This window comes from Paenibacillus sp. BC26 (genome assembly GCF_900116125.1).
GTDB lineage: Bacteria > Bacillota > Bacilli > Paenibacillales > Paenibacillaceae > Paenibacillus_Z > Paenibacillus_Z lignilyticus.
Genome location: NZ_FPAD01000006.1, coordinates 77,126 through 97,503, shown reverse-complemented (window position 1 = coordinate 97,503; position 20,378 = coordinate 77,126). Strand labels below are relative to the sequence as shown.

19 protein-coding genes and 1 riboswitch are annotated in these 20,378 nt (G+C 51.1%); of the genes, 16 read left to right on the top strand and 3 right to left on the bottom strand.

The window, feature by feature from the left end:
• Window positions 1–24 precede the first annotated feature (24 nt).
• The 11 genes from BM412_RS28880 (at window position 25) to BM412_RS28835 (ending at window position 8,135) form a co-directional block, all read left to right on the top strand.
• Window positions 25–678, top strand: coding sequence for a DUF2306 domain-containing protein (locus BM412_RS28880; RefSeq protein ID WP_091225169.1), 654 nt, complete (start codon window positions 25–27; stop codon window positions 676–678).
• Window positions 679–730: 52 nt separating this feature from the next.
• Window positions 731–809: riboswitch (ZMP/ZTP riboswitch) on the top strand.
• Window positions 786–1,457, top strand: coding sequence for a DJ-1/PfpI family protein (locus BM412_RS28875; protein WP_256256644.1), 672 nt, complete (start codon window positions 786–788; stop codon window positions 1,455–1,457). Its footprint overlaps the riboswitch before it by 24 nt.
• 280 nt (window positions 1,458–1,737) lie before the next feature.
• Entirely contained in the window at window positions 1,738–2,502 is a 765-nt protein-coding gene (locus tag BM412_RS28870; protein WP_091225168.1) for an SDR family NAD(P)-dependent oxidoreductase, read from the top strand.
• A gap of 93 nt (window positions 2,503–2,595) precedes the next feature.
• On the top strand, window positions 2,596–3,174 hold the full coding sequence (locus tag BM412_RS28865; protein ID WP_091225167.1) for a TetR/AcrR family transcriptional regulator: 579 nt from the start codon (window positions 2,596–2,598) through the stop codon (window positions 3,172–3,174).
• 267 nt (window positions 3,175–3,441) lie between these two features.
• A complete protein-coding gene (locus BM412_RS28860) occupies window positions 3,442–3,903 on the top strand; it encodes a flavodoxin (RefSeq protein WP_091225166.1) in 462 nt (153 codons plus the stop codon).
• The gene (locus tag BM412_RS32285) at window positions 3,903–4,079 is read left to right on the top strand and encodes a hypothetical protein (RefSeq protein ID WP_177246143.1); all 177 of its coding nucleotides are present in this window, start codon (window positions 3,903–3,905) and stop codon (window positions 4,077–4,079) included. The genes BM412_RS28860 and BM412_RS32285 overlap by 1 nt, the downstream gene beginning before the upstream one ends.
• Before the next feature lie 80 nt (window positions 4,080–4,159).
• Entirely contained in the window at window positions 4,160–4,744 is a 585-nt protein-coding gene (locus BM412_RS28855; RefSeq protein ID WP_091225165.1) for a DUF975 family protein, read from the top strand.
• Window positions 4,745–4,875: 131 nt separating this feature from the next.
• A complete protein-coding gene (locus BM412_RS28850; RefSeq protein WP_371264869.1) occupies window positions 4,876–5,457 on the top strand; it encodes a sigma-70 family RNA polymerase sigma factor in 582 nt (193 codons plus the stop codon).
• Window positions 5,438–6,724, top strand: a complete 1,287-nt coding sequence (locus BM412_RS28845; RefSeq protein ID WP_091225163.1) for a hypothetical protein — start codon at window positions 5,438–5,440, stop codon at window positions 6,722–6,724. Before BM412_RS28850 ends, BM412_RS28845 begins: the two co-directional genes overlap by 20 nt.
• Before the next feature lie 88 nt (window positions 6,725–6,812).
• Complete coding sequence (locus BM412_RS28840; protein WP_091225162.1) at window positions 6,813–7,445, top strand: DUF2306 domain-containing protein; 633 nt, start codon at window positions 6,813–6,815, stop codon at window positions 7,443–7,445.
• Between the two features lie 78 nt (window positions 7,446–7,523).
• Complete coding sequence (locus tag BM412_RS28835) at window positions 7,524–8,135, top strand: DUF975 family protein (protein ID WP_091225161.1); 612 nt, start codon at window positions 7,524–7,526, stop codon at window positions 8,133–8,135.
• A gap of 57 nt (window positions 8,136–8,192) precedes the next feature.
• Here the strand turns inward: BM412_RS28835 and BM412_RS28830 are convergent, their stop codons facing one another.
• The 3 genes from BM412_RS28830 to BM412_RS28820 form a co-directional block, all read right to left on the bottom strand.
• The gene (locus BM412_RS28830; RefSeq protein WP_091225160.1) at window positions 8,193–9,689 is read right to left on the bottom strand and encodes a DHA2 family efflux MFS transporter permease subunit; all 1,497 of its coding nucleotides are present in this window, start codon (window positions 9,687–9,689) and stop codon (window positions 8,193–8,195) included.
• A complete protein-coding gene (locus BM412_RS28825; RefSeq protein WP_091225159.1) occupies window positions 9,686–10,135 on the bottom strand; it encodes a MarR family winged helix-turn-helix transcriptional regulator in 450 nt (149 codons plus the stop codon). Before BM412_RS28825 ends, BM412_RS28830 begins: the two co-directional genes overlap by 4 nt.
• 240 nt (window positions 10,136–10,375) lie before the next feature.
• Window positions 10,376–12,949 carry a bifunctional 2',3'-cyclic-nucleotide 2'-phosphodiesterase/3'-nucleotidase gene (locus BM412_RS28820; RefSeq protein ID WP_091225158.1) on the bottom strand — a complete coding sequence of 858 codons (2,574 nt, stop codon included), beginning with the start codon at window positions 12,947–12,949 and terminating at the stop codon, window positions 10,376–10,378.
• Window positions 12,950–13,274: 325 nt separating this feature from the next.
• On the opposite strand from BM412_RS28820, the gene BM412_RS28815 reads away from it, so the two are divergent.
• From BM412_RS28815 to BM412_RS28795, 5 genes are all read left to right on the top strand, one after another.
• Window positions 13,275–14,417, top strand: a complete 1,143-nt coding sequence (locus BM412_RS28815; protein WP_091225157.1) for a glycoside hydrolase family 172 protein — start codon at window positions 13,275–13,277, stop codon at window positions 14,415–14,417.
• 31 nt (window positions 14,418–14,448) lie between these two features.
• On the top strand, window positions 14,449–15,762 hold the full coding sequence (locus tag BM412_RS28810) for a glycoside hydrolase family 140 protein (protein WP_177246142.1): 1,314 nt from the start codon (window positions 14,449–14,451) through the stop codon (window positions 15,760–15,762).
• A gap of 53 nt (window positions 15,763–15,815) precedes the next feature.
• A complete protein-coding gene (locus BM412_RS28805) occupies window positions 15,816–17,498 on the top strand; it encodes a glycoside hydrolase family protein (RefSeq protein WP_091225156.1) in 1,683 nt (560 codons plus the stop codon).
• 151 nt (window positions 17,499–17,649) lie between these two features.
• Window positions 17,650–19,374, top strand: coding sequence for an extracellular solute-binding protein (locus BM412_RS28800; protein WP_091225155.1), 1,725 nt, complete (start codon window positions 17,650–17,652; stop codon window positions 19,372–19,374).
• A gap of 99 nt (window positions 19,375–19,473) precedes the next feature.
• Window positions 19,474–20,370, top strand: a complete 897-nt coding sequence (locus BM412_RS28795; protein ID WP_091225154.1) for an ABC transporter permease — start codon at window positions 19,474–19,476, stop codon at window positions 20,368–20,370.
• Window positions 20,371–20,378 lie beyond the last annotated feature (8 nt).

The following is a 20,378-nucleotide window of genomic DNA, read 5'->3' as shown; positions in this document are numbered from 1 at the left end:
TTTGAAACGAGGTACAGCCCAGCTATGCAGAAGTCTAAAATTCTCTATCGGTTTATGCTGACGATTGCGGTCGGCTTTATCGTATATGTGATCACCATCAATTTCTTCGTGGATCCCCAGGCGGAGCGTTTTCTGAGTCACAAGATCAACCTAAAGCATCCGTTAAACAAGCCGGTTTGGCTTAATGTGATGTATGTCCATGTGGTGTGTGCGAGTATCGCGATGGCGGCGGGAGCGGTTAATTTTGCCACGAAGGTTCAGACCCATTACCGGCGCGCGCACCGAGCTATCGGGTATGTTTATTTTGGCGCGATCCTTGTCGTAGTGCTCACTTCCGGCTACATGGCGCCTTATGCGACCGGCGGTAAGCTGAACAGCGTTCCGTTGAACCTGCTGAGCATGCTGTGGACGGCCATGACGGTGATCGCGATTGTGAAAATAAGACGAAAACAGCGCATCGCCCACCGCAATTGGATGATCAGAAGCTACGCGTTCTGCTACACGAATTTGTGCATTCATGCGATTACTTATGTAGTTCACCAAGGATTCGGTTTGTCCTATACGCACAGCTACACAATCGGCGTTTATGGGGCTATTCTCTTCCTACTGCTTGCAGCCGAGGTTGTTATCCGAGTGGTATTTGGACAATCGGGCAAGGGAAGGCCGATGCAGCCCTAATAGAACTTCATCGTTGATTTGACTAAATATTCGGACTACAATATAAGCAGTATTCGGTGTGTGTGACTGGCGTAAACGTGGAGTACCACGAGGGAGCACATATTCATATGCCGTACGCCTGGGCGAAGTGCTTGGTCTTTGGACTGAGCGCTTTTTATTATTTCATGGGAGATGATGAGATGGAGCAGGTGCGGCAGGCAAGACATGTAGCGATTCTGATCTTTGATCGCGTGGAAGTGCTGGATTTTGCAGGGCCGTTCGAGGCGTTCCTATCCGGCAGCAACTATGGCCGGGACTTCAATGTGTTTACCGTAGCTGAACATGATGGTCCGATTCATGCGCTTGGCAATCTGAGCATTAACCCGGCCTACAGCTTCCGGACTTGTCCGAAGCCGGACATTCTCGTCATTCCCGGAGGACCGGGCACCAGAACCGAAATGCACAATCCTGTCATGTTGGACTGGATCAACCAAACTGCCGGAGAAGCGGAGCTGCTTCTGTCCGTGTGCACAGGCGCTCTTCTGGTAGTGAAGGCTCAGCTGGCAGATGGATTGAAGCTGGCTACGAACCGCCTTGCGATGCATGAGCTGCGGGCAATAGCGCCGGAATCTGCAGAAATTCATGAAGAAGCGCGTTATGTGGACAATGGGAAGCTTATTTTGTCGGCCGGTGTTTCAGCGGGGATCGATGCGTCTTTGTATGTAATAGGTAAGCTGCTGGGCGAGGAACGGGCGCTTCTGGCAGCAAGTTTGATGGAATACGATTGGGTGCGCTCATGAAGAAATCGCGCTAGTCCACAGGAGTGGGCTAGCTTTAAATTTATTCTTTACTGATCGTTCCCAATATGATATGATCAATTCGTAAGCAAGAAGGAAGCAATCGTGAGTGAGGATGCATTCCTTTTTTATTCGCAATAGTAGAACGATCATTCCCGTAAGGGCTGCGGTCAAGTTGGCAGCCAAGCATAGTTTGCAGTACATTTTATTTTTTTACTCTTTTGAGAATGATCATTCTCAATTGGTGCATCATAATAAACAAATGACAAAGGAGCGATACAAAATGGGTAAATTAAACGGTAAAGTAGCATTCATTACAGGTGGTAACAGCGGGATCGGCTTTGCAACGGCGAAGTTGTTTGTAGCTGAGGGAGCTAAGGTTGTCATCACAGGTCGTAATCAGGCTACGCTGGACAAAGCAGTGGAGGAGCTTGGTGCGTCGAACAGCTTCGGTATTCAAGCCGAAACAACCGATCCGCAGAGCCTGGAGAAGGCAACGGCTGCAGCAGTTGAGAAATTCGGCCGACTGGATGTCGTGTTCGCCAATGCCGGCATTGGCGGTCATACTCCGCTCGGCGGTACGGAGCTGGCCGCATTCCAGGAAGTCATGAACGTGAACGTGACGGGCGTGTTCTTCACCGTACAAGCCGCATTGCCTTACTTGAAGGAAGGCGCTTCGGTAGTCCTGAACGGTTCGGTGCTTGCTAATGCGGGAAGCCCGGGATGGGCAGCGTATGCAGCGAGCAAAGCGGCCGTTGCGAGCATGGCGAAAGTGTTTGTTTCCGAATTGTCGCCTAGAGGCATTCGCGTAAATACAGTCGTTCCCGGCCCTACTCGCACACCGATCTGGGGTCAGCCGGAAGGGCTGGCGCAAATGGAAGCCAAGCTCACGCGATCGGTTCCGCTAAACCGTTTGGGTGAACCGGAAGAAATCGCAAACGTAGCTTTGTTCCTGGCTTCGGATGATGCTTCGTACGTGCAAGGCGCCGAAATCAGTGTTGACGGAGGCGGCGGCTCATCCCCGTTCGGTGCACCGGTATATCGTTAAGCCTAAAAGCCGCCGGAGTATAGGACACCTTGTCAGGGGATTCTTTACCGATTGTTCTCAATATGGTAAAATCGACTGGAAAGGGGTATGCTTATGGCTAGAGCGAAAGAATTCGAAGAAGACGTCGTGCTGCTGAAGGCAATGAAGCTGTTCTGGGAGCAGGGCTACGAGAAAACATCGATTAATGATCTTGTCGAGCGTATGGGCATTCACCGCAGAAGCTTGTACGATACGTTCGGCGATAAACATATGCTATATCTAAGGGCGTTTGACCGGTACAAAACGCTGACCAACAATCGGCTCGGTGCGCTCATTCCGAACTCTACGCCGAAGCAGGCAATCGATTTTATATTCGATTACACGATCCAGGGCACGAGTGCAGATAATCCTGTTGGCTGCATGATGGTGAATATGGCGGTTGAACTGGCTTCGAGCGATCCCGAGGCAAGAGCCAAAGTGAGCGAGAGCTTTGCTTACTGGGAGCAAATGCTCGCTGATGTGATCAGCAGGGGGCAGCAGAACGGCGATTTTACGTCGACACGGAGCGCTGAGGATCTCGCTGAGAGCCTGCACAACACTTTGCTGGGCTTGCGCGTGCTTACTCGATCACTTACTAACAAAGACAAGCTGTACCGCATAGCGGATATGGCTAAGGTTGTCCTGTACCAATAAATGCTTGGCTTCAAAGGCCGGAACTCCTTGCTACACAAGGGGTTCCGGCCTTTTTAACATGGGCACGCTCCCGCTGAATCAGACCCATCGTACTTGCACATTGTTCTCTAAATGGACAAAGGTCATCAAGGAAAAGGAACTATTTTCAAAAGATTAATTGACAATGAGAATCATTATCAACTAATATGAGAGAGGAAATGCGGGACGTAAGGAACGCACACCCAAGCAAGAGACTATGGAGACATAGGGTAAAGGAGTGTTGTAAGCATGGCTAATATACTGCTGGTTTATGCGAGCATGACAGGTAATACGGAGGATATGGCGGATGCAATTGCACAAGGCATTCGTGAAGCAGGCGGTACACTCACGGTTCAGATGGTAATGGATGCTGCTGCTGCCGACATGGCGGCTTACGATGGTATTGTCCTTGGTGCGTATACGTGGGGCGACGGCGAGCTGCCTGATGAGTTTCTTGATTACTATGCGCAAATGAACGGCCTGCAATTGCAGGGAACCAAGTCCGCCGTGTTCGGATCTTGCGATTCCTCTTACTCTGCTTACGGAGTTGCCGTAGACATCTTAGTGGATAAACTCAAGGAACTGGGCTCAGAGGTTGTGCTCGATGGGCTGAAAATAGAATTCGGGCCAAGTCCCGCCGAGAAAGAGGTCTGCAAACAGTTTGGCAGACAATTTGTCGGCATGCTTGCCGAGGTTGGAGGATCCGTATAATGGGATTGTTATATAATCTATATAAATCGATGCAAGAGATGGAGGACGAGAGTCCGGAAATGCGAGATCAGATCGAGATGGCCGATACACCGCTTTCGTTGATTGAACTGCTCTCCCGGCCTATTGGCGGAAGGGATGTAAGTGCAGCCGTGCAAGGGAAGGAAACGACGAAATAAACCGAATCGGACTAAATCCGCTCTATCCGACGTAGTATAGTTTGAAGCTAAACGATACTATTTCGGGGGGAAACTGATATATGCTTAGTCGTTCAGAGATTCGCGCTCAAGCAAGGCAAAGCTTAGCCGGCAACTGGAAGACGGCTGTACTTCACTTCTTGCTGTACATGGTTGTTTCAGGCCTAATCAGCAGCATCACGAATAAAATCGACTACATCGGATGGATCATTAACGTTCTGTTGACGGCTCCGTTGGCGTATGGGATCTATAATCATTATTTGGATTTCGCGCGAGGGAAGATCCCGGCGGCGGCAGATATTTTTCGCGGGTTTCAGCGGTACAAGGAAACGCTCATAGTCTACGTTGTCATGGCGGTCTTTACGATGTTATGGACGCTGCTGCTCATCGTTCCGGGTATTATCGCGGCCCTTCGCTATTCGCAATCCTATTTCATCCTGCGGGATAATCCGGGTATAGCGCCCCTTGAGGCGATCGACCGAAGCAAAGCCTTGATGGCGGGGAACAAGTGGCGGTTGTTTACGCTTTACCTCTCCTTCATCGGATGGGCATTGCTGTGCATCCCGACGCTCGGTATCGGATACCTCTGGCTGGGCCCGTATGTCAGCACCGCGGCGGGACACTTTTACGAGGATATTGCGAAGTAACAGGTGAGTGGAATAAATGAAGGCCGGGAACTCCGTTAGTGGAGCTTCTCGGCTTTTTGTATTGGGGGCAAAGAGGCAGAGGCTGCAAGAGGGAAACGTTTATTTGAAAAGCAGAGCCAAATGGCGATCTTGTGCGTCTAATCGTTAGGCAGGTAAAAGTAAAGCAGGTGATGGGGATTATCGAGCGGGTCAAGAAAGCGCAGCAAGGTGATGAGCAGGCGTTTTTAGAGCTGTTTCAGCAATATGAAGCGGATATTTACCGAACGGCTTATGTTTATTTGGGCAACTCGGAGGATGCTCTTGACGTCGTACAAGAAACGGCCTACAAGTCGTATAAAGCGATCGCAACGATTAAGGAACCGCAGTACTTCAAAACATGGCTCATCCAGATCGCCATCGGTTGTTCGATCGACATGCTGCGCAAACGAAAGAAAGAAGTGCAATGGAGTCCGGACTTGTTGGACCATTTGACGGCTGTAAAGGACGAAGAAGATATTCCGCTTTCCGTATCGTTGCGGGATCTCATAGCATACTTGACGGCGGAGGAGAAGCACGTCATCCTGCTGAGGTTTTATTATGATTTTACGATCCGGGAAGCGGCTGAGATGATGGGCATTCCGCTGGGAACGGGCAAAACATTGCTGTACCGGGCGCTTAAGAAGCTTCGAATGCGAGTAGAGGAGGGGGATAGCCGTGAGTTCAAATCCAATTAAAGAGCGGTTGGAATCGATACCTATACCTCCCGAGCTGGGGCTGAGAAGTCGACTGGGCATTCAACAAGCGGCTGCGGAACAGAAGCAAGCCATCGGCACTCCAATAAGCGGCGCCATGCAACCGGCAAAGAAGCGAAGAATTGCCGCGGTCGCAGCAGCGATAGCCGTATTTCTATTGATGGCGGCACTGGCAGACCACTCCAGAGTATGGGCCGCCCTTCAGAAGGCGCTGCAATTTGTGCCGGGTATCGGCATTGTGAAAGAAGAAGACGTTCCTATGGAACGGTATGTGATGAAGCAGCCGATTACGGTTAAGGTCGGGGATGGGTCGATTCTTATCACGGGATTCATGTCCGATGAAGAGATGACCTATATCACGATGGCAGGGACAGATGCGCCGCGGTTCAAACAGATTGAGGTCGTGAATGAGAAGGGAATGAAGTTCACCCTGGATTCTTCTATGGCCGTTTGGGGTGGGGCGAAGTGGACCTCCGATTTCTGGCATAAAGGCAAGCTGGACCTTAGCGGATCCGTTCAACTGATTCTGCCGCTTGATCCTGCTGTTGAAGTGGACGTTAACCTGTCGAGGGCTGCGACCTACGCCAGTTATTCGGAATTAGGTGCAACGGATACAGCTGCCGGCGTCTCCATAACGGCCATTACAGACCGGATGGACGAGAAGGTCAGAGTTTCCTTGGTCGCTCGCCATTCTAATGATTTCCAAGTCGGAGATTATGGCATTTTCGGTGTGTACCTGCATGATGATAACCGGAAGCTGCAGGTGGCTGATGGAGCTGGCAAGAAGCTGGAGATCGAGAACATTCCGGGTGTCAGCAGTCCGGCTAGCGAATTCTTCTTTAGCGTACCGAAGGGAGCTGCAAGTGACCGCTATACCCTGACGCTGCCTGAAATCAGCGTTACGTATAATGATGAGACGCAAATTAAGGTGCCGACGGCTGCAAACGACCATCTGAATCAAACTTTCGAAATCGCCGGTTTTCCGGTCACGATTACGAAAGTGGAACGCGTAAGTGAGACTAATTTGCGGCTTTACCTGGATATGCACTATGACGAGCAGGCGACAGCATCGTTGTTTAATTTCGGCTTGGATAGAAGCAGCATGTTCAAACTGGATGAGCAAACGGGTGAGGTTTTATATATGGAGGTCGACATGGAGCAGGGCAGCAAGCAGTTAAGCGTGAAGATCGTCCGTCCGGAAGTCGTGATCCGCGGACCTTGGACATTTGAGCTTACGCCGCCATCCTAGGCTTGTTTAGTCTTTTTTTAGAAATCCTTTACGGATTCGATAGAATGAACAGGTACAATGAAAAGAAAACGTAGGTGGCGTGATTGTCGTGAAGGCGAATAGGCGTTGGTGGATTTTGCTGGTGGTATCGGTTGGGGTGATGATTCCGTTCATGCTCCCGTATATGACTTTTGATCCGGATAACAGTCGTGTGGGCATCTCCTCCGTGAGTATTCAATACCCGGCACTTGTTGCGCATATCTCCTTTGCTTTTGTCGCCCTGCTGACGGGTTGGAGTCAATTCGTGGGATATATCCGCAAGCGTTATCCTCGTGTGCATCGTCTATTGGGACGCGCGTACGTCCGCAGTGTTTTCCTAAGCGGGATTCTATCTCTGGTGGTCATTCTGTACGTCGAGGATTTTACAAAAGCGGTATCATTCCTCGTGCTGACCGGTCTCTGGCTGTTCACCAGCTGGAAAGGGTATCGGACTGCGGTACATCGGAGGTTCGATGAGCATCGCAAGTGGATGATTCGCAGTTATGGTATTACGCTGGTAGCCGTATGCGCACGTTTGGCGGTTCCGCTGCTGCTGCTAACCTATGGGTTGTTGAACGGGTTTTCTCTGCCGGCGGGTAGGGAAGGAATGATCGAAGAGATACTGAAAGTGAATATTTGGACGGCTATCATCATCGATCTTGTCATCGTGGAATGGGTCATTCTAACCAAGCAATGGAAATAAAACGGTTGTGAAGTCCCGGCTTGGCAAGGTAAGATGGGGTTGCAATCCACTATCAGATAGCAGGGGGAAATTCGACACATGCTCACTCGTCCTCAAATTCGTGCCAGAGCAAGACAGAGCTTATCAGGGAACTGGAAACCGGCTGTCCTGCACTTCTTAATGTTCGTGATCATTTCGATTATCGTTAGTACGGTCACCAATAAAATTAATTATATTGGATGGATCATCAGTATCCTAATGGAAGCTCCGTTAACGTATGGAATCTATAATCATTACTTGGATTATGCTCGGAGGAACGTGCCTGATGCCGCCGGAGTTCTTAGAGGATTTGAGCGATATAGAGATTCGCTTGTGCTTTACGTCGTCATGTCGATATTCACTTTGCTGTGGACGCTCCTGTTCCTCGTACCGGGAATCATCGCGGCAATGCGCTACTCGCAGTCCTATTATATTTTGAGGGATAACCCGGGCATGGTGCCTATCGAAGCGATTAACCGCAGTAAGGCCATGATGGCGGGGCACAAATGGAGATTGTTTGTGCTCTACTTATCCTTCTTCGGTTGGTTCTTGTTGTGCATTCCAACGCTTGGTGTTGGCTTCCTTTGGTTAGGACCATATTTCAGCACATCGATGGCGCATTTCTATGAGGATCTGCGCGGCGTTGGTCAAGAAGACCTTATCGTCGCCTAATAGGGCAATAAAGAAGGCCGGGATCTCCGTAAGCGGAGAATTCCCGGCCTTTTTGTATTATTCCACATCGTCAAAATTAGTGAAGTCGGCGCGTGCAGCCGCAGGCTCTTCATGCGGCTTCACCTTGCGGATGAAGAAGGCCAGTACGAGCGCGGCCACAGTCAGCCAAGTAGCGACGACGAAGGAGTGATTGATTCCGTAAATCATCGCCGTTTGCGTGATTTCCGCCATTTTGGTTTGGTCGGTCGTATCGACTTTGCCCGCAAGGATAAGCTCCTTGGCATGGGACGCTGTCTTGTTCGTCATAAGCGTGACCAGAATCGCGGTGCCGAGTGCACCGGAGACGTTACGAAGCGTCTGCGACATCGCCGATCCGTGCGCGTTCAAGCGGCGCGGCAGCTGGTTCATGCCGGCTGTCTGGATTGGCATCATGAGCATCGACATCCCGAACATCCGCAGCGTATAGATCAGCATCATGTGATTATAAGTGGAATCGGCTGTCAAATGGCTGAATTCATACGTGGTGATCGTCGTAATGACGAGACCGACGACAGCCAGCCAGCGAGCACCGACTTTATCGAAAATCATCCCCGTGATCGGCGACATAATGCCCATTAGAATGGCTCCCGGAAGCAGCAGCAAACCGGAGTCCAGCGGGGAGAAGCCGCGGATGTTCTGCAGGAAGATCGGGAGCAGAATCATACCGGAGAACATCGCCATCGTGATGATCGCATTGATCAGTGTCGTCAACGAGAACATCGGATATTTGAATACATTCAGATCAAGCAGCGGTTTCTCGGCCGTAAGTGATCGGATAACGAAGAGCAATAAAGATAGCCCGCCTAATGCGAGACAGACGATAACGGTCGTGCTGCCCCAGCCGGCCGTGCCAGCGTCGCTGAAACCGTACAGGAGTCCGCCGAAGCCGACGGTGGATAGGACAACGCCAAGCGTATCGAGCTTAGGAAGACTGGTCTTGATAACATCCTTCATGAAGATGGCACCGATGATGACGGCCAAGATAGCAAGCGGCATGATGATGTAGAACAGGACATGCCAGTCGTAATGCTCGACAACCCATCCGGACATCGTTGGTCCAATGGCCGGCGCGAAAATCATGGCGATCCCCATCATCCCCATCGCTTTGCCGCGTTCTTCTACAGGGAAGATCGTTAGAATGACGACGGACATGAGCGGCATAAGGATACCGGCGCCGACAGCTTGCACAAGACGCCCTGAGAGCAGCACGCCAAAGTCGCCGGAGAAAGCGCAAATGATCGTTCCGATAGCGAACAATGAAGAGGCCACCAGGAACAGCTTACGGGTAGAGAAACGATTGAACAAGAAGGCGCTAATCGGTACGAGCACGCCGTTTACGAGCATGTAGCCGTTGGACAGCCACTGGATGGTGCTCTCGTTCACGTTCAGGTCTTCCATCATTTTGGGCAGGGCGACATTTAATACGGTTTGGCTGAGCAACGCTACGAATGCTGCGAGAAGCAGCGAGGCCATGATCGGACCTTTACGTAAGGTTGAGCTTATCATGCTGGTCATATAGCACCATCCTCTTTCACTTTTCTTAAGATGCCTAAAATTTCGGTTTGGATACGGAGGAATTGCTGTTGATCCTCCTCGGACAATTGAAGAAGAGGCTGGTACAGCAGCGTACGCGTCGTATTCGACTCTTCCCACAAGGTGTTTCCTTTATCGGAGAGCGTTAGCGTCATAGCTCGGCGATCCGCCTCGGTGCGCGCCCGGCACACGAGATCATCCCGAACCATTCGATCGATGATGCCGCTGGTCGTGCTGTTGCCAAGGTTTAGTTTCTCGGCCAGCTCCGTTAGTTTAATCTCGGGATGTTCCTTCAAGATGCGAATGACGATGAGCTGAATCGGCGTGATCCGATGCTGCTGCGCGACTTTCTTCATCACTTGGAAGAAGGCTTGATTAACCTCGCGGTAGCTTTGGAATATTTGAAGGATACGTTGTTGTTCATCCATTGGAGGGCCTCCTAAGCATGCCGCAATTTATTTCGTATACGAAATTTCGCATACGAAGTATTATGCTACGGAACTAACCATATGTCAATATTGATATATAAATAAGAAAAAGGTACCTAATTAGGGTACCCTTTTTTCATTAAATTCGGCATCTACCATGAATTCGGTCAAAAAAAGACCCGCAAGAGGTCACTTGAATCCAAGTGTCCGTCTCACGGGTCTTATGGTCTTTCCGAACGATTACTTCGTTGCGCTTGTCATAACCAGGTCAATCACTTTGGCTGCTTCCGCGCGTGTCGAAGTCGCTTTCGGCACAAACTTGTTGTTTCCGCGGCCATTCATGATGCCTTTGCCGGTTACAGCATCAACGCTGGATTTTGCCCAAGTGCTGATCGTGTCGCCGTCTGCGAATGTAATCGCGGCAGCTGCTTCTTGCGCTTCCGCTGCTTGAAGATCCAGCGCATTCTTAGCCATTACAGCCATTTGCTCACGCGTGATGCTTGCAGTCGGCGCAAACAGATCGTTGCTGATGCCTTTAACCAAACCATTGCCATAAGCTGCTGCTACCGCGTCTGCGTACCAGCTGCCTGCCGGAACGTCTTTGAACGACACTGTAGTTGCGGTTGGCTTAAGATTCAGTGCTTTCACAAGCATAGTCGCAAACTCAGCGCGTGTAACTTGTGCATTCGGATCAAAGTCGGTTTCGTTCTTACCTTGCACGATTTGTTTAGCCGCCAGACGCTGAATCGATGGGTAAGCCCAGTGCGAAGCAGGTACGTCACGGAACGTTTTGTTCAAGTTGATGGAGAAGATGCCAAAGCCTTTGTCGTCTGTTTTGTCCAAGTAACGGATGTTGCTCGTTGCTTTCGCATAACCTTCAGCCTTCGGAGAAGAAGCGAACGTGACATTCACATCGCCGTAGATTGGCGCGATCGACCAGTTGTTGTCGATCGATGGGTTGATCTCTTTATTTTCCGTGATGTAATCCATCAGAATTTGACGGTTCTCTTCGGTGGAATCAATGATGTACTTGCTTCCTTTAACGCCTGGGAAGTTACCGCCGCCGCTTGCACGGTAGTTGTTCGTTACCACGATAAAGTCTTGGTTCGGATCTACCGCTTTACCTTTGTATTTCAGGTTGAGGATACGGCTGGAGTCCGCATTGCTGACAGTACCGTCTGCTTTGTATTTCGCCGGCTTCGTAACATCGACTTGATACGTTACGCCGTCAATGACGTCGAAGTTGTAGACCGGGAAGCTTGCGTTCAGCAAAGCTTGCTCTTCTTTGACAGTCGGATCGATCTGATTGAACTTGCCTGCCGACATTTCAAGCCATTCTTTAACAACAGAACCTTTAACCAGAATAGCTTTCATCGTGTTGTCGTAGAGGTAAAGATCGCCTGCGCTCTTAATCGCAAGAGGGCCTGCTTTAATTTCGGTATATTCTTCTACGCCGTTGCGGCCGGCTTTAAACGGAGCGCCAACCGACAGAATCGGCGTGTCTTTGTATTGCGGCAAGTTGTCCTTCACGTATTGCTCCACGTACCATTTCTGCGCGTTGGTTACAATTTGAACCGATGGATCGTCTTGAACCAGGGCAAAATAGCTGTGAATCGGCGAAGTCGTTGTACCGATTGGGTTGTTCGCATATTGAATGGTCGCATCGTGATCCGCTTTAACCGCTGCTACGATCGCAGGATCTTCGTCAACGAGCGATTTCTTCGCTACTTTGTCATAGATGGATTTCGTGGAGGACTGGGAAGCCGCCACTTTCCATTTGCCGTCTTGCTTCTCCAGCGTAAGGTCGATTACGCCGAGGTCGCTGCCGCCGTAACCGGCTTGAACAGCAGGTACGCCGTTGATTGTACCTTTAGCGTTGTCTACGCCGGGCAATACTTTGCCGGAAGCGTCTTTGAACAGCGCATCAAGGGACTTCTCGTCAACTGCAGGGAATACCTTATGGGTGTGCGAGAACGTGATGGCATCAATGCCAGGTACTTTACTTAGCGGCAATACGGCATCTTCTGCTTTCACATGTGCAGCCGCGTTGCCGTTAAAACCGGTGTGCGCCATGGCGATAATGATATCCGCGCCTTCAGCCTTCATGACGGGAATGAATTTCTCTGCTGTTTCCACGATGTCCTTCGTGATGACATTGCCTTCAAGCGATGCTTTGTCCCAGTCCATAATTTGCGGAGGCACAAAACCGATTACGCCGATTTTGAGCGTTTGCTCTTGTCCGGCTTCGTCTTTGTACGTTTTCTCAATGAGCTTGTACGGCTCGAATTTGTTTTTATCATTTTCAGGGTTGTTATCCTTATCATCTACATACACGTTAGCGGAGATATAAGGGAAGTTTGCGCCTTTGATCGCTTGGCTTAGGTAATCAAGGCCGTAGTTGAACTCATGATTGCCAAGCGTAGCTACGTCATAGTCCATTAGATTCATCGCTTTGTAAACCGGGTGAATCTCGCCTGCTTTCAGCGGAGCGACTTTCGCTTTGTACGTGCCGAGCGGCGTGCCTTGAATCAGGTCTCCGTTGTCGACCAAGAACGTATTAGGGGATTGTTCGCGAACTTGTTTAACCAGGTTCGCCGTTCTGGCTAGACCTACGGTCGGAGCTGCAGCATCCTTGTAATAATCGTAGGACATCAGATTCGTATGAATGTCCGTCGTTTCCATAATGCTAAGCTTCAATGTTGAGCTTCCTTCTGCTTCTGCGGATACGATCCCGCTAAATGGCAGTGCAAGCATTCCTACTGCTAATGTAGTTGCAACAAACTTGCCAGCTCGTTTACTTTCTCTGTTTCTCATGCTGCTCCACTCCCCTAGTAAAGTTTGTTCAAAAAATATTGAACGGTTAAATGAACCTCTCTTATCTTAGTTGAAGCGACTCGAAAAGACCAGCGTTAAAAAATGTATTCCGTTCATGAAAAAAGGTAAATGAAAGACTACGCGAGTCAATGATTTCACGTTGTTGCCGCACTTGCGCAGGCCTATAATCGAGATAGGAAGCGAATGCAGCACCTGCATAGTATGCGTAATACGATAACTCCCGACCGCTGAGGATCAGGAGTTTTTTTGGAGCAAGCAGATTTATAAATCGTACTTATATCCTATCTATTGAGGAGCGTTCACCATGTCCATACTTGACGGCATCTACAAGCTTCAAAACGGTAGAAGAACGAAGCGGATTTCCAGCTATGACCGAGCCGGCTTTAACAAGGATTCGGTGCCGATCGGCGCAGGAGAGGTCAAGGAAATTGCGCGCATCGAAGGAGCGGGCATTATCCGCCATATCTGGATGACGATCAGCACGAGCGATAACATGATTCGCCGAAACGCGGTGCTGCGCATGTATTGGGATGGGGAAAGCGAGCCGAGCGTGGAGTCGCCGATCGGGGATTTCTTCGGACAAGGCTGGGGCCAATCCTACCCGTTCATGTCTTTGCCGCTGGCAGCCGCGCCGCAGGGGGGAAGAGGGCTGAATTGCTATTTTCCGATGCCGTTTGGGCAAGGCGCAGTCATTACGGTGGAGAATGATTCGGACCTGCCGATGGATGCCCTCTATTACTATGTAGATTATGAAGAGCATGATGAGCTCGAAGAGGATATAGGAAGATTCCATGCGCATTGGCGGCGTGAGCTGACGGAGGCGGATCCCGAAGACGGCGAGAACGAGGGTTTGCTTGAGATCGTGCCGCTGAAGCCGACTTTGGATGACAAGCACAATTATGTGTTCGCGGATATAGAAGGAAAAGGTCATTTCGTAGGGCTGAATTACTTCGTCGATAACCCGAGTCCCATGTGGTACGGGGAAGGCGATGACATGTGGATGATCGACGGCGAAGAATGGCCGGGATCCTTGCATGGCACGGGGACGGAGGATTATTTCAATACGGCTTGGTGTCCGAAGGAAGTGTTCATGCATCCTTACTTCGGTATCGCCAAGATCAATGAAGGGGAAACCGGATTTCTGGGACGGACGCATTGCTACCGCTTCATGCTGGAGGATCCGGTGTATTTCGAGAAATCGCTGCGTGCGAGCATGGAGCATGGTCATGGAAACGTGCTGACGCTGGATCTCGCCACGGTGGCGTACTGGTATCAATCAGAACCGCATAAGCCTTATCCGAAGCTTCCTGACCGGGCCGGAAGACAGAACATGCCGATGCTTAATTTGCACGATGTGCATTATTGGCGGCAGGAATACCGCAAAGCATTCGGCGGCGGCACGAAGCTGTGGGGCAATGAGTGGCGGACACAGAGACCGCAAGTGTAACAAATGAAGCTCGAAAGGTGCGAAGGCCATCATGCTGAACATATCCGAGAATAAAAGATTTATGATGAAAGAAGACGGTGCGCCTTTCTTCTACATGGGCGATACCGCATGGGAGCTGTTCCACCGGCTTGACCGGGAGCAGACAGCCGCCTATCTGGAAACCCGTAAGGAGCAGGGCTTTAATGTCGTGCAAGCGGTCATTCTCTTCGAGCTTGAAGGGCTAGCCGAGCAAAACGCGTATGGCGAGGTGCCGCTGCTGCAAGACGAGGTGGGCAAGTACGATCCATCGCGTCCCGCGGAAATTGCGGACCGCTATGATTATTGGAAGCATATTGATTATGTCGTCGATTATGCGGCATCGCTCGATCTTGTCATAGGCATCGTGCCGACTTGGGGAGACAAGGTGCTGCTGGGCAATCCTTTTGCTAAGGGACCGGAAATCTTCAACGTGGACAACGCGCGCGAATTCGGTCGTTACGTGGGCGAGCGATACAAGGACAAGCCGAACATCGTATGGATTCTCGGCGGCGATCGGAACCCCGATGAGCGTATTGCGGTGTGGCGGGCGATGGCAGGAGGATTGCGTGAAGGAGATGGCGGAAGTCACCTGATTACCTACCATCCCATGGGCGGCTACTCCTCCTCGATATGGTTCCATCACGACGAATGGTGCGATTACCATACGCATCAATCCGGCCATTTCGGCCGGCATTTGGCGAACTACAACTTGATTACCAAGGACTATCATATCTACCCGCCTAAGCCGACAATCGATGGGGAACCCCGCTATGAAGACCACTCGGTCAATTGGAACGAGGAGCTCGGTTTCTTCCTCGATTATGATGTCCGGCAAGCCGCATACTGGGCGGTCTTGGCGGGCGCCTTCGGCCATGTCTACGGGCATACGAGCGTATGGCAATTCTATGAGCCCGGGCGGACGGCTTATAGCGGAGCAAAGCTTCATTGGCAGGAGGCTTTGAGCCGCCCGGGCGCCGCCCAGATGAAGCATGTGCGGGCGCTCTTCGAATCGCGGCCGTTCCTCGAGCTGGTGCCGGATCAAAGTTTGATCACGAATCAGCTGGAAGGGGCAGACCATATTCGGGCGGCCAGAGGGCGCGGTTATCTGTACGTATATAGCGCGACCGGCCAGCCCTTCGAAGTGAGCATGGGCCGGATTACAGGCGACCACGTACGCGCCAGCTGGTATGATCCGCGCACGGGCGAGACTTCGAGCGCTCATAAGCAGGAGCAGGCGATTCCGAACCAAGGCAAACAAACCTTCTTACCGCCAACCTCCGGAATTGGCGAGGACTGGGTTCTTATTATAGACGATGCTGCAGGATAAGTCGGGAGCAGTGAAGCGAAGAAGATTGGCCAGAATACGAGGAGAGAAGGCGAATGGCTATGGCTCGGAATACAATAGCATTGGCATTGGAACAAATTGCTGTACAAGGGGATTTGCTTGATCGTTTGCATGCCAACGCTGCTCGTCTGGCGGATACGCTATACAGCCCCGAAGAAGTTTTTAAGCCATCGAGTTACGATTGGCCGGGGGATAATGAGGGCAGAACCCTGCTCGCGCAAATTTTGACCGCTCGCGCAACGGGCAAGGACGCCCTTCACTTGGATGCCATCTTGGCGAAGCTTCCGCTCCACATGAATGTGCTGGGCTATTTCGGGAATATATTGCCTGAAGGTATTACCGATGAACAGCAGCTGTCCGGCAACAGCTGGTTTCTGCGCGCCTTGTGCGAGCTGTACGCCTGGAGGCAGAATCCCGATGTGCTGGAACAGATCGGGCGCATCGTGAAGAATCTGCTGCTGCCTGCTCACAGCCATTTTGCCCATTATCCGACTGATCCGTCTGAGCGGGCGGAGGGCGGCGAAGCATCCGGTACGCTCGCGGACAAGACGGTTCGCGACTGGTACCTGTCGACGGACATTGGCTGTGCGTTCATTATGCTCGATGGGGCGACGCATGCATACGAGCTTCTGAAGTGGCCGGAGCTAAAGGCGACCATTGAAGAAATGATTAGTCGTTTCCTCGAAATCGATCTTTCGGGCATCAACGCTCAAACCCATGCAACGCTGTCCGCGCTGCGGGGCATTCTTCGCTACTATGGCGTGAGCGGCAACAAGAACCTGCTGCCTGCGGCGGAGTCCATTTATTCGCTCTACTTGAGCGAAGGGAAGACCGAGAATTACGCGAATCGCAACTGGTTTAACCGCCCATGGTGGACGGAGCCGTGCGCAGTAGTGGATTCTTTCGTGGCCGCCGTGGAGCTGTGGCGGTATACGGATCAACCGCGCTACCTGGAGACCGCGCATCTTATCTACTATAATGCGATCAGTCACGGACAGCGCGAGAACGGCGGCTTCGGCTGCGATTGCTGTACACGTGAAGAGGAGCCTTCGCTGTATGCGCTCGAGAATGTATATGAAGCGTATTGGTGCTGTACCATGCGCGGCGGAGAAGGACTATCACGCGCTGCGGAATACAGCTATTGGCTGAGAGACGACGAAGTGACGGTGCCTTTCTACCATGCGAATCTGGTTGAACTTCCGTTTGCGGAAGGGCCGGTGGCGATGAAGCTGGAGACACGGTACCCTTATGAAGGTCAGGCGGCGCTTACCGTCGTCAGCAGTCCGGGAGCCATCGAGAAAACAATTAAACTGTTTGTTCCTCAGTACGCCGTACCCGGTTCGGTTGTCCTTCTACTGAACGGTGAACCGATGGACAAGATAATACCGAGCAACGGTTTTATTGAGATTACGGCTGCGCTTACGGCCGGCACGAAACTGGAGCTGTCCTTCGGTATTGCGCTGCAGCACATCCCGGTCTCAAACAGCAAACCATCCGAGGGCCAAGCTCCGTTTATGCTGCGGCACGGTTCGCTCCTCCTTCATGGGCCGCTGGACGTCGAAGGGTTGTCCATCCAAGCGGATACCACGCTGGTACCAATAGGAAACGCCGTCTATCGGGATGAGCGGCATGAGCGCGATTTCTCGCCCATCTATCGCCCGATCCGCGAAGCCGCGAAGCAGAATGCGTTAGCTAAGAAGCCGATTCTCTTCCGCTAGATAAGGAATGTATTGACTTCCTTGCTCTTTCATTGACTAAAGTAAAGATTGTTCATTTCATGTCAATACATTCATATTTTCGCCTCCCGGTGAGTTCGGTATGATGAAGCAGCAAGAATGACAGTGTATATATAAACGGGAGGTTGCAAAGATGAAATCAATGAAACATGTTTTGTTGTTGTCTCTGATGACCATGGTCGTATTTACTTCAGCGTGCGGCAACTCGGACTCGAATTCGAATTCAAATTCGAACGAATCCACGGGTGCCAATGCGAACGGAACTGCTGCCGGAAACCAATCCAACGGCGCGGCTGATGATGTAGTAGACATTAATGCCAAGTATGATCCACCGATTACCGTTACTGCCATTCGAGACCAAGACCCGTCCATGGCGTTCAAAGAAGGGGAAGACTTCGAGAACAACAACTGGACCAAGGCTTACGCGGACGAGCTTGGAATTACGCTAAAGTACGATTGGATCGCTCCATCTGACCAATATTATGAGAAACTCAACGTTGCAATCGCTTCCGGAGATATTCCAGACATTATGAAAGTGAACGGCGCGCAATTGAAGCAGCTGGTTGATGCGGATTTGATCGCGGACTTGACGGATGTGTACGACAAATATGCATCTGAATTAACGAAGAAGTCGATCGAGATGGGGCCGCTGGCCAAAGCCTCGGCGACGTTTAACGGCAAGCTGATGGCGATTCCGCCGGATGAAGGCTCCTACGAGGGCGGCTTGTCCTTGATGTACATCCGGGCGGATTGGCTGAAGAAGCTGAACCTGGAAGTGCCTAAGACATGGGCCGAATTGGAGAAGGTCATGGATGCATTCGTGAACCAGGATCCGGACGGCAATGGCAAGAAGGATACGTTCGGCATGGGTCTGACGAAAGACCTGTACAAGAACGGCGTTGCGGAAGCAACCGGCGTATTCAACGCATTCGGCGCACAGCCATACACATGGGTTCAGCAAGCAGACGGCACAATCGGCTACGGCGGTATTCAGCCAGAAGTGAGAGAAGCGCTGCTGAAGCTGCAAGACATGAAGAACAAGGGACTTATCGATCGCGAATTCGGGGTGAAGGACTCCGGCAAGGTTGGCGAGGATTATGCCAATAACCGGATCGGCATTAACTTTGGAGCGCTGTGGAATCCATTATGGCCTCTTCAAGACAGTGTAACGAAGAATGCGAATGCGGACTGGGTTGTACTTCCGGGCATTTCGGCGACAGATAAACCGGTTCAGTATACCGGCGCATTGGAATTCAACGAATACATGGTTGCGAGCAAGAAGATGGAGCATCCGGAAGCGCTCATCAAGCTGCTGAACACCAGCCAAGAGAAGCTCTATGGCGGTCAGGCAGATCCTAAAGTGTTCCATACGGAAATCGTTGGGGACAAAGAATACGGACACTTCAAAGAGAATGTCATGATGGTCAAAGGCTCCGATCCGATCGGAAACTACGGCCACTACAAGAAAGTCATCGGGGCACTTGATTCCAAGGATGCAACGGCGCTCAATCCGGAAGAGAAAGGCTATTACGACAAAATCCTTGCCTTCCAAGGCGGAGACCGTACAACTTGGGGCACGGTGCGCGTATTCGGTACGGAAAGCGCGTATAGCGTTCTGGACGGTATCTATCAGAACAAAGAGCAGAACATCAATTTCACCAAGTTCTACGGCTCCAAGACGAAGACAATGGCGGAGAAAATGGCGACCCTTGATAAGATGCAAAAAGAAGTGTTCACCAAAATCATTCTGGGCTCCCCAATCGATGATTTCGATAAGTTCGTAGCGGACTGGAAGAAGCTTGGCGGCGATCAAATTACGCAAGAGGTTTCCGAATGGGCAGCGCAGCAAAGTAAATAATGCAGTAAACCAAGAAGAAGAACGATAGTGATCTTCCTATCCTTCTTCTTCTTCTTTCATCTACCCCAAATACGACATACGAAAGACGGAGGGACCGCAATGGTAAAGAATAGAATCAGCCAGATGCCGTTTCATTTGATGCTGCTTCCGGGCGTCATTTTGGTGCTGATCTACAGTTATGGTCCGATGCTCGGCATTGTAATGGCGTTTCAGCATTTCATCCCTGCGCTCGGCTACTCCGGCTCGGAGTGGACCGGATGGGACAATTTCAAGTATGTGTGGGATATGCCGGAGACCTTAACGGTGCTCTGGAATACAATCTATATTTCTGTGATGAAAATCGCGGCGGGTCTCGTGTTTCCCGTATTTATCGCGCTCTTGCTTAATGAAGTGACCAAAACCGCGATTAAGCGGGGGATTCAGACACTCATCTATTTGCCGCACTTTCTATCCTGGATTATCCTTGGCGGAATCCTGATCGATGTATTATCGCCCTCGAGCGGCATCGTGAATCAAGTGCTGGGCCTCTTTGGGATCGAGCCGATCTATTTTCTCGGTGATAATCGGTGGTTCCCGTTTACGATCGTCATCAGCGATCTGTGGAAGGAATTTGGATTCTCCACCATCGTTTACTTGGCTGCGCTGACTTCCATTAATCCGGTGCTGTACGAAGCGGCAGTCGTGGATGGCGCAAGCCGCTGGAAGCAAACCTTGCACGTGACGCTCCCGGGCATGGTGCCTATTATTGTGCTCCTTACGACACTTAGCCTCGGCAATGTACTGAATGCAGGCTTTGATCAAATCTTCAATCTCTATTCGCCGCAAGTCTTCGATAGCGGGGATATTATCGATACGCTCGTCTATCGCCTGGGACTTGAGCAGGCGCAATTCGGACCTGCGACAGCAGTCGGATTGTTCAAATCTTTCGTTTCGTTCGTGCTCATTTCGACTTCCTATCTACTCGCCTACCGTTTGGCCAACTATCGCATATTCTAGGAGGTGCG